The organism is Bartonella sp. AA86SXKL, from assembly GCF_042196885.1.
On record NZ_JBHIRE010000031.1, the window covers coordinates 1 to 9899 of the forward strand.

A 9899-nucleotide genomic window follows, 5' to 3' on the forward strand; every position below is an offset into this window, starting at 1 on the left:
ACTGGCAGCGCCCGAGGCTGCTCCACCCGTAACCGCCGTGACAGCCAATGCCACGAGAGCCGCACCGGCTTCTGTCAATCCTTGGGCTTTATAATCCCATTCTTTAAATTCAGCCTTAACTGCTTGTCAATCAACTTTCCTTACAAATCTTAATCAACCCAAAGAAATAACCTGAAATAGCAGTGTGTCGTATGGAAAATTAAAAACAAAAACCGAATGAAGAAAATGCACTTGAGACTTGCCTATGGCTTCACAGGTTTATTGCTGTAAAAGCTTCAAATGATGATATCTCTAATACTTTTTTCGCTTGTTCTCTTGTGGTAGCTTCCACAAGCGAAAAGATATGGACGATGACACCTCTTCTCAAGCTTATCAAACTGAACTCAAAGGTATTTCCTTATTGATTTTGAAAGAGTCCTTAAAACGCATTTTGCAGAGCAACGTAGAAAGCATGTCTAAAAAAATCATTCCAAGAGCAACAGATTTTTCTAAGTATTGTGAAGAGATTGAAAAAGATCTTCTTTCACGAGCCAAAACTCTTCATGAACTAATGATAGGAGAATTTAAAATAGATTTCTAAAAAATAGCAAAATAGTGAAAAGTGCTGATCACTTTTGGATTGGATATGCATTTAAAGAGTGATTAAAAAGTTTTTTTAATGTACAATATATTTCTAGAAGCCAAAATGGCTCTATAGTATCAAATTTATAAAGTAAATAAATCCATTAATACAAATTAAGGATTTTAGGATACACGAATTTCAAAATATTTGTTTTTTAAAACATGAATAGCCAGCATCAGCACAAAAAATGTTGCGGCAGTTATGAGTCACTTTCATGTATTTTTGAAATAACAGAGCTTTTCTTTAATCTTTATGAAAGGGTTGCCAGCGCTATGGGCTTTTTTGAAAGGTGGATTTGGGTATCAAAATGCAAGCGAGAGTTTGGGATTATGGAGCTCTGTGTTTAAAGCTATCATCAACTATAGATAAATCATAAACGAGGTTAACTAAAATATTAAAAGCAACTGGATGCAATAGAAGACATTGCTATTAAAATAAAAGATAGATTGTATTTTTATATCAGAAAATAATTTAAGAAATTGAGATCATAATTTTTCCACAGGAAATAAATATATTTACAAATAAGCAGCTAAGAACCTTGTTTGGCATTATAACTTTTATATTTTTATGTTTTTTAGGAATTAAAAAAATCTTGACTTTATTCAGAGTATTTTGACATTCGCGTCTGTTTCTTTGGTAATAGTCACAACGGTTTTTGCAATTTTATGCAATTCTAATATTCCTTCTGAATTGCAGAACACCCCAAAATATAAAGATGATGATACAACAGGTTGGGTGAAACTAACACGTAATTTACAACAGTATTTGCACAGACTCTTAAAACTAATAAGTTTAGCGCTTATCGTTTTAATTTTTCCAAATAGTTATAAGGAAATTGTTTCTTTGCCTATTATTTCTAAGTACGTGGAGTACAAGCTTTCTTTTCCATTGGATACTGTACTTTGGTACTCAGATATTGCTCTTTGGTATTCCTTTTTAGTTTGTGTATTGTTTCTTATGTTACATACACGCAGTTTAATAAACATATCTATTTACACACTACAGTGCTCAGTTAAAAAGCCATAGTAAAATTTCCGATTTTATAAAACTGTTCAGATTACGTTGTCTCTTCTCAACGTTCATAGATGAAATCAACAAGGAGATAAAAAAACTATCGAAAGCAGTTTGATACTCTTTGTCGCAGGAAAGAGGTCAACGCATTGAACGAAGCATGGCATCACGTAAAATGGCGTTAATCCGCATTTGATATCCTTTCCCTTGACTTTTAAAGTCACGCTAGCACGTCTGAATCCACACGCACTGTTGTAACAGTTTTGGGTGATTTATAGAATGGATTGAAAACGGCGTTTTTCCAGAACACATCATTGAGTGACGGAATATCTCTATGATCAATTGTACTATCCGACATTACAGCCAATTTATCAATTTCAACTCTCTGTTCATCTGTCAAGGCTGATAAGTTACCTACCTCAATTTCATAACGAACTTTCTTCTTTATAACGTTTCCTTTCTTTCAAATTGGCTCGCCGTGCTGAAATAATACGGATTACCTCTATGCCATCTTTATCGTCATAGACAGTATGCGCTACGAATAGTAATAAAAAACCTCCACAAGCACTAAAGCTTGCTAACCATACTCTCCATTTTCAATACGGTCTTGTTTAGCCATGGAGAATAGATCAGAAAAAACATATGCAGCTATTTCAAAACTTTACACGGTGCTTTCTAAGATTACTTTTTGTTTTAGCTTCATCCCGTTGAAATCTTATTTTTATACCTTATATTAATACATTTATAAGAGTATTATATACATCAAGAGTTTTAGATGAACACTTAATTATCCATGTTTTTGTACAATTAATATAATTTAATACTTTAAAAATTAGTGATTAATTAACTAAAAATATTAAAAAATAATAAATTATTCTAAGGCTTTATGCATATAATATGCAAATCGAATCAAACTTACAAGCCTGTTAAATAAAATAATATTAATTGGCTATTTAGGGGCTGCTCCTGAAAGCAAAAATGAATTTTGGTGCCGAAACATTCAATTTTCGTATGGCTATCTCTGAGAGCTATGCAGAAAAATACCAATAAAAAAGTAGACAAAACAAAATGGTATTCCGTGATGCTTTTTAAGCTACATACATTTGGAAAAACTTGTTCTTCAGTACAGAACTGCCCCTTTTTCCGAATGAATGAGAGGAACAGATCTTTTAATCGCGAGTGCAATAAAGGATGCAATCAACGCTTTTAAACAATCGCCTATCAAAAAAACTGATGAAGCCATTAAAACATTCAGTAAAGAAACTTTGGTCATATAAGCTGTCCATGGAACACCAAAAGAATAAACTATCCCAATGCCACCGACAGTATTTATCACAAATAATATTATAAAATTTAACCGCTGCCAAAACAATTCTACCATTAAACCAATAAAAAATGCGGCAAATGGAAAACCTATTAAATAACCACTTGCAATCCCTGAAAAGACACTGATCCCACCGCGACCACCAGGCAACAGAGGTAATCCAATCGCAACAAGAACAAGAAAAAGGAGTGACGCTAAAGCACCCCTTTTTGCCCCAAGAATAGACCCTGCTAGCATCGGTCCCATCGATTGAGCTGTAATAGGTATCCCTAGAAAAAAAGGAAGATAAATAGAAGGGAAAAGGCCCAAAATAGCATAAACAGCGGCAAATAAGGCAATATAAACTAAATCTTTTGTATTCATTTGATTCTTCTTTCACTATAAAAAACTTTGATTATTATGAGATGCTGTATCAATGGTATCAACATCATAAGAACGCGCTTCCAATGCTTCAGCCACTTCTGAAGCCATTCTTATGGTTCGTATAATTAAAGGTATCGCAAGAGCGAGAATGTTAGTGTTAAGTCCCCGTGCTTGCTGTGCTTCATGTACCTCATTAAACTTTTCACTCAAAAGAGGAATAAACCTGATCGCCATAGAGATAACCATACTCACTTTTGATGGATTTATACCAAAACAACGAAAGGGCTGGAGGCCTGCTTCAATTGCATCCACCATATCTGAAACTTTTGTTGTGAATGAAATAAGTGATGATAAAGAAAAGAGGATAACAAGACGTAATATGACCTCAACCCCCGTAAGCCAACCGCTAAAAATAGTTTGAAATACAAATAGAAGAACTAAAAGCAATCCCATCGATTTAAATTGCTTTATCGCAGTTTTGAAAGGGACCTTGGCGACTCTATAGAATAAGATGACCAACAACAAAAATAACCCAAGAAGCGCTATGGAAGAAACCATTATTATAAAAGTTCCACACGCCGTAAGAAATAATAACTTAACTCCAGGACCTAACCTATGAATAAACGTATCCCTTGGAATATATAAACCGATCATGACATTCTTCTTATATACTCCTTGATAGCAACAAAAGGTACATCATCAATTGCTATCTCCCCCTTATCAAAAACCAGCACTCTATCAAACTTTTTCAAAAACTCCAAATCATGCGATACAACTATTGCCGTTTGTGGTAATTCTTCTATCACTTGCGTAACGCGATGCTTATTTCGCAAATCAAGTAATGTTGTCGGCTCATCAAAAATAATGTAGTCTGGTTTCATTGCAACTACACCGGAAATAGCAACGAGTTGTTTTTGCCCACCACTTAATAAATGGACAGCGTGATTTCTGAAATCTTGAAGTTCATAGCGTTGTAAAATTTCATCTACACGCTCCTTAATTTCATCTTTATTAAGCTTTAAATTTTTGAGACCAAAGGATAAATCCTCTTCAACTAATGGTAAAACAATCTGATTATCGGGATTCTGAAATACAAATCCAACTTTACGCTTTACTGCTTTTGCATCGCGCTTGGTATCAAGCCCATCAACGCTTACAAAACCGTGAGATGGTAATTGGAGTCCATTAATAAGACGAACAAATGTACTTTTTCCAGAACCATTCGCACCTATAACAGCAATTCGTTTTTCGGTAAGCTGTACAGTAATATTTCTTAAAACACACAAATCACCAAAAACTTGTGTTACCTCATCAAATTTTATAGTCCCCAAGATTTATTCCAATCAATCCCTTTTATTAGCTCTTCTTTCTCTATCGTTTCAGTTTATAACCTAAAAGTAATAATAAGCACCATAGAGGAATAATAATGACTGCCAAACTCATATCAGGCATCTGTACAGGAATATATGTTTCAAGAAAAGGCACGCTTATTCCTATCATATCAAAAAGTCGAGTCATCAATCCATTTTGCCCAAAACCACTGATAAACATAATGCAAAATAATAAAGCAAGAAAGAAGAGACAAAGATAGTTAGCGTAAGGATATAAACCAAACGCATAAGTAAAGTTGCCTTTTCTGTTCTTATGGGCATTGCGAAATTTCAAATGAACAATAACAATAATAGCCCAAGTAATCACTGCTGCTGCAGTTGCAAGAGCCATGATCCGCATGAAACTATTATCAGGAACAAGAGCATTAACAACGACAATCAACACCGTACAGAATGATGAAAAAAGGATAGCAATATAAGGAACACGAGCAGCACTCAGTTTACTAAAAATATGTGGTGCATTTTTTTGTACAGCTAAACTATAAAGCATACGGCCATTAGAATAAATGCCACTATTGTAAACAGAAATAGCAGCCATAATCACCACAAAATTCAAAATATGACCAGCAGCAGGAATTCCTATAGTCTCGAAAATTGTGACAAAAGGACTACCATTTTTTCCAATCATATTCCAAGGGCTGATTATCATAATAATGCTGATAGAACCAATATAAAAAATTATAATCCTCCACATAACTTGACGAATAGCCGCTGGAATTGTTTTTTGTGGATTAGATGCCTCTCCAGCAGCAATACCAATAAGCTCTGTTCCTCCAAAAGAAAACATTACTACAGAAGTTGCTAAAACAACCCCTACTGCTCCATAAGGAAAAAAACCGCCATGGTCCCAAAGATAATGAATATTCGCTTGATTTTCCCCTAGTCCAGTGACAATGAGAAAAATTCCAAAAATAATCATACCAATAACAGCAGCCACTTTGATCAAAGCGCAAGCAAATTCAAATTCTCCATAAAAACGAACATTAAACAAATTAACAAATGTAACAAATAAAAGAACAATGAAAGATGTCTTCCAATGATCAATCAAAATCCAATGATCAAGGTAAAACCCTATCACTGTAAGTTCAGCCATGCTCACAAGAATATAAAGAAACCAATAATTCCAACCTGTTATGAAACCAGCTAATCTCCCCCAATATTTATAAGCAAAAAAACTAAATGCTCCTGAAGACGGTTCTTCTACTGACATTTCACCAAGCATTCGCATAATGAAATACATAATAAGCCCGCCGGCAAGATAAGATAAAATAACTGAGGGGCCAGCTAATTGAATTGCCTCGGTTGATCCATAAAAAAGTCCTGTCCCAATAACGCCACCCAAAGCAATCATTTGAATATGGCGATTTTGAAGGCTACGCTTCAATTCCTCGTGCTTTTTTTCAGACATCATGCCTCACTACTTTTGTTGAACCTAACCTCAACTTTTATTGAAAAATTAGGCACCTCTTTCAAAAAACACAAAACAAACGTAAACTTATTTTCTTATCATAATGCAACTCCTTATTTTTTTGTGCATTATACGTATGTCCCGTTGAAGTTTTAAGAAAAAATATGCTCCACCCTTTATTTAAATTAATGTCCTTCATTTTCGTTACACTAACCATTATAGCATTGGTCATTGATAACACACACTCTGTAATCACATCACATTGGACAACAACCCCCTTTAATAAAATTTTAACAAGCCTTCTGCAAACAGATATCTATCACCTTAATCAATCTCTATGCAAGGTAATGCCTGATTTTCTGTCCTCAATTTGCATTACTCTCACTTATTTACCCGCATGGTCTATCTTTGGTGCTTTAGCAATAGTATTTTGTATCTTAAATTACGAAAAACAAAAGCCTTTTCACAAAATATCATATACATATAACGAAGAGTACATTTGATCTTGAAAAAAACTTCTAGAGCTCTCTGTACTATACACAACAGGTATCGCTTAGAGCACCTCACCCTATTAAAACAACTGAAAATCATTTGATCATCAGAATGGATTAAAACGCTTTATTATAAATATATGCGCTCAGTTATAAATTATACGGGCTCACTTATGATTTCTATAGATAATGATAACATTACTTCATTTGTATCAATTTAATAAAAACTAGCGAATAAACCTAACTCCCATCTATAGAAAACTCTGTACAGAAAAAACTTAACATATTGAAGTTCATATATTTTTATGGATGTTCCTTTATACTCTACAAAAACTTTTCTTAATTTTAGTACTAGAAATCACATATAAAAAAACGTCTTCTAATATCAGCACTCCTTATAAAATTGGAACTTCTTGAAATTAATGAAGAAGCTTATAAAAATTATTCTACAAGTCTAACAAAATGCGTTAAACAAAAACCAATCTGTAAATAATTGCAATTGTAATAAAGAATATTTCGCATCTTACTCCCATTGTGACATCCACCCTATTACATCTAAAAAAATCCAAGAGACTATTAGCAGAAAAATTTTAAGCATCTTCTCTCTATTGAGAAAATGGTAAAATAACAGCTTCAGTCACACTCTGTTCTTTTAAATCTGAAAATCGTTTCGCTAAAACATCAACTTTTTTAGATATCTCATCCAAACTTTTCCATTGATCAGTTACCACTCGAGAAAGTTCCTCAATGAATTTTTCTTGGTAAACTAGCTTCATTTCTAGTTCTATCAGCCGATCTTCATCCGACATGATTTTTACTCCCTCTTAAATAAAAAAACGTGATTAATTTTATTAATCCTCCTCCCTTTTTCTTCCCATAAAAATGAGAAGTAACTTTTCAAATAATTCTACTCATCTTATTTGCACATTATAAAAGGTTTATGATGATCTTTATTTTCCCAATCACTTATACAACAAATTTCTTTCTTAAGAATCAGAAAATGTTTTTATCTTTACTAAGTTATCTTGACACCATTTTTCATCCTAAAGATCTACATTCCCAGCTTCTTAATTTAAGTGCTATCGTAAATTGGAAAGCATTTTATAGCATTAAGGTCAAAGAATACTTTCCTCTGACTTTTACATACTTCTCCTTCAAATTATTATCATATGTATAAATTATTGAAAAAATGCATTCTTGCTTTTATACGTACTTTTAGCTATTACCCTCAAATTAGTTTTGTTTCATTGACTTACAAACCTATGCCGCATTAGCTCAGTTGGTAGAGCACATCATTCGTAATGATGGGGTCGCTGGTTCGAATCCGGCATGCGGCACCATTTTTTCTCTTTAATATATTGAAATATATAATTTTTTATTTGATTTTCTATTTTTTAGACCACCTTTTAGTCCACCTCTTGTGGTTTATACAATTTTACTTAATTTGTTGTTATTTGCTCCGTATTTTTCTTTGGAGTAAAAGCTAGAATCTCTTTTTTTCTCCATCTCACTGCTCTTCCTAGCTTATAGGGTTGCGGAAACTCCCCTTGAAGCACCCAATTGCGAATCGTTGTGGTTGATACACTAAAAAGCTGTGCACATTCACCGGTTGTTACATATCTATCGCCATCATCAAATATCATCTCATTACCTTTCTATTTTTATATTACTTATTACCTAAATGGGTGGGGGTGCTGGGAGGAGAAAGCACCCCCATAGAGTCAAGCAGCTTTTGTCAAAATCTTTTGCATTTCTTGTTCTATCTCTGCTAAAAAGGCTTCGACCGCTTGATTAATCTCTTCAATTTGTTCTTCATCACGGTGAATGCGTTTGATTTTCATGCGTAAGTATGTTGATTACCTCGTAAAACGTGGGTCATAACTGATAAAATCACACCATTTTCGTCCCGTACAAGCCATTTGGAATTGCATTTGCGCGCTATATTCAGGCTTTATAGTGTCATCTATAAAGAAGCGTAAGTGGTTTGGTGATTGTGGACATTTGACTTCAACTAAACCGTCATCACCAACAAACCCATCAGGACTAGCACCAGCCATTTTGATTGTGGGATGTTGTATGAAACCACACTCTATGATCTCTGTATCATAAATAAATGCATATTCTTTCAAGGCATCTTCTTCATGTTCAATGTCCCATTGCATAGCCGGAGTTGGATAAGATTGGCTTACTTCACCAGTTAAACGTTCTGTTATAAGTTTGATTTTGTAGTCTTCATATTTGCTTGTAGGCATTCCCTTTGCTGTTTTACTCAGTAGGTTGTAAACGTTTGAAGCGGTGACTTTTCCCAAGCGGGCTTGAAACCACTCTGCTGTTCTTTGTTCCATTTCACACCGCCGTTTGTTGTTGAGTTGGTACATATTCAATATCTTGGATATGAATGTATTCTGCTTCTTGTATAGGAGCGTCTATTTTCTTTTGTGGTGAATGAGATTGCTCTGTTTTAGCTTTTTGCCTCTCTTGCAATATATCAAAAATTATTTTTGCTTTTTCATCAGGAATATCTTCAAGGCTCTCGACTTTTGCATAATCAAGTATCCTTGCTTCATTGGTTCCAGTTTCTTCAATTAATTCTTGGATTTGTATAAGCATGTCATGAGAAACAAGTTGTACTTGTGTGGTATTATTATTAATACGAGCCGCTTCATCTTCTTCATAAATGCCGGAAAAACCGAAAGCATAGCGTGCACATTGTATAGTTGCTTTATGACGTAACATACGTGCTGGATATTTTTTCCAAGGTTCACTTTTTTCTTGCACGCATTCATTTAAATATTCAGTGACTTCGATAGGGTTTTTAATGCCTTTAAGATGAATAGCACATTTAATGGCAATTAAACTCCCATCTTTATCGAGTTGATCTTGAAAAGTCATGCCATCAAATTTAGGATTAGATTTAATGATCTTAATCCATCCATCAATAGAGACAACAGGGATAATACCGCCGCCTTTTTTAGGGAACGCATAGATTTCTTTTGTTAATGGGTTTAATCCATAAGTATTTGCAACCGAGATAAAAGCAGCGAATTCTTCATTAGAGAAGTTATGATTGATACAAGTTTTGATAATTGTTTTACGAAATTCATCATGAGAAAATCCATATTTGCTTGCCATGGTTATTAAAGAAGAACTTGTCATTATTGTTTTCCTCCATTGCGCGCAACTCACCCGTGGCGTGAATCACGCATGTGTTAAAAAGTTGGTTTGGTTGTTAGAGTTTGGATTTTATAGGCTGCATTATGTCTTCAGAAATTATGGTATCTACATAAGG

The 9899-nt window shown here is 34.1% G+C and carries 10 protein-coding genes, 1 tRNA gene and 2 pseudogenes; 3 read left to right on the forward strand and 10 right to left on the reverse strand.

What is annotated here, in order from left to right; all coding sequences use genetic code 11:
* Window positions 1–343 precede the first annotated feature (343 nt).
* Complete coding sequence (locus ACFIO5_RS08605; RefSeq protein ID WP_375637048.1) at window positions 344–580, forward strand: hypothetical protein; 237 nt, start codon at window positions 344–346, stop codon at window positions 578–580.
* A 553-nt stretch (window positions 581–1133) separates the two neighbouring features.
* Window positions 1134–1648: pseudogene (locus tag ACFIO5_RS08610) on the forward strand (hypothetical protein).
* Window positions 1649–1774: 126 nt separating this feature from the next.
* Here ACFIO5_RS08610 and ACFIO5_RS08615 read toward each other — a convergent pair.
* The 7 genes from ACFIO5_RS08615 to ACFIO5_RS08645 form a co-directional block, all read right to left on the reverse strand.
* Window positions 1775–1825: a hypothetical protein gene (locus tag ACFIO5_RS08615; RefSeq protein WP_375618717.1), complete on the reverse strand. Its 51-nt coding sequence runs from the start codon at window positions 1823–1825 to the stop codon at window positions 1775–1777.
* A 28-nt stretch (window positions 1826–1853) separates the two neighbouring features.
* On the reverse strand, window positions 1854–2033 hold the full coding sequence (locus ACFIO5_RS08620) for a hypothetical protein (RefSeq protein WP_375637047.1): 180 nt from the start codon (window positions 2031–2033) through the stop codon (window positions 1854–1856).
* Window positions 2034–2753: 720 nt separating this feature from the next.
* On the reverse strand, window positions 2754–3320 hold the full coding sequence (locus tag ACFIO5_RS08625; RefSeq protein WP_375701303.1) for a biotin transporter BioY: 567 nt from the start codon (window positions 3318–3320) through the stop codon (window positions 2754–2756).
* Between the two features lie 15 nt (window positions 3321–3335).
* Entirely contained in the window at window positions 3336–3974 is a 639-nt protein-coding gene (locus ACFIO5_RS08630) for an energy-coupling factor transporter transmembrane component T family protein (protein WP_375640707.1), read from the reverse strand.
* Window positions 3971–4651, reverse strand: coding sequence for an energy-coupling factor ABC transporter ATP-binding protein (locus ACFIO5_RS08635; protein ID WP_375618715.1), 681 nt, complete (start codon window positions 4649–4651; stop codon window positions 3971–3973). Before ACFIO5_RS08635 ends, ACFIO5_RS08630 begins: the two co-directional genes overlap by 4 nt.
* A gap of 40 nt (window positions 4652–4691) precedes the next feature.
* Window positions 4692–6119, reverse strand: coding sequence for an amino acid permease (locus ACFIO5_RS08640; protein ID WP_375634993.1), 1428 nt, complete (start codon window positions 6117–6119; stop codon window positions 4692–4694).
* A gap of 1096 nt (window positions 6120–7215) precedes the next feature.
* Entirely contained in the window at window positions 7216–7419 is a 204-nt protein-coding gene (locus ACFIO5_RS08645) for a SlyX family protein (protein WP_375634991.1), read from the reverse strand.
* Between the two features lie 455 nt (window positions 7420–7874).
* Here ACFIO5_RS08645 and ACFIO5_RS08650 point away from each other — a divergent pair.
* A tRNA-Thr gene (locus ACFIO5_RS08650) sits at window positions 7875–7950 on the forward strand.
* 99 nt (window positions 7951–8049) lie between these two features.
* Here ACFIO5_RS08650 and ACFIO5_RS08655 read toward each other — a convergent pair.
* From ACFIO5_RS08655 to bet, 3 genes and pseudogenes are all read right to left on the reverse strand, one after another.
* Window positions 8050–8253, reverse strand: coding sequence for a helix-turn-helix transcriptional regulator (locus ACFIO5_RS08655; protein WP_375634989.1), 204 nt, complete (start codon window positions 8251–8253; stop codon window positions 8050–8052).
* Between the two features lie 78 nt (window positions 8254–8331).
* A pseudogene (locus tag ACFIO5_RS08660) lies at window positions 8332–8955 on the reverse strand (lambda exonuclease family protein).
* 1 nt (window position 8956) lies between these two features.
* Window positions 8957–9766 (reverse strand): phage recombination protein Bet, encoded by an 810-nt coding sequence (gene bet / locus ACFIO5_RS08665; protein ID WP_375634987.1) that lies wholly within the window; start codon window positions 9764–9766, stop codon window positions 8957–8959.
* Window positions 9767–9899: the final 133 nt, after the last annotated feature.

Coding starts and splice junctions, on each gene's coding strand:
- ACFIO5_RS08605 (WP_375637048.1), top strand. CDS start 344: ATGGACGATGACACCTCTTCTCAAGCTTATCAAACTGAACTCAAAGGT.
- ACFIO5_RS08625 (WP_375701303.1), bottom strand. CDS start 3,320: ATGAATACAAAAGATTTAGTTTATATTGCCTTATTTGCCGCTGTTTAT.
- ACFIO5_RS08630 (WP_375640707.1), bottom strand. CDS start 3,974: ATGATCGGTTTATATATTCCAAGGGATACGTTTATTCATAGGTTAGGT.
- ACFIO5_RS08640 (WP_375634993.1), bottom strand. CDS start 6,119: ATGTCTGAAAAAAAGCACGAGGAATTGAAGCGTAGCCTTCAAAATCGC.
- ACFIO5_RS08645 (WP_375634991.1), bottom strand. CDS start 7,419: ATGTCGGATGAAGATCGGCTGATAGAACTAGAAATGAAGCTAGTTTAC.
- ACFIO5_RS08655 (WP_375634989.1), bottom strand. CDS start 8,253: ATGATATTTGATGATGGCGATAGATATGTAACAACCGGTGAATGTGCA.
- bet (WP_375634987.1), bottom strand. CDS start 9,766: ATGACAAGTTCTTCTTTAATAACCATGGCAAGCAAATATGGATTTTCT.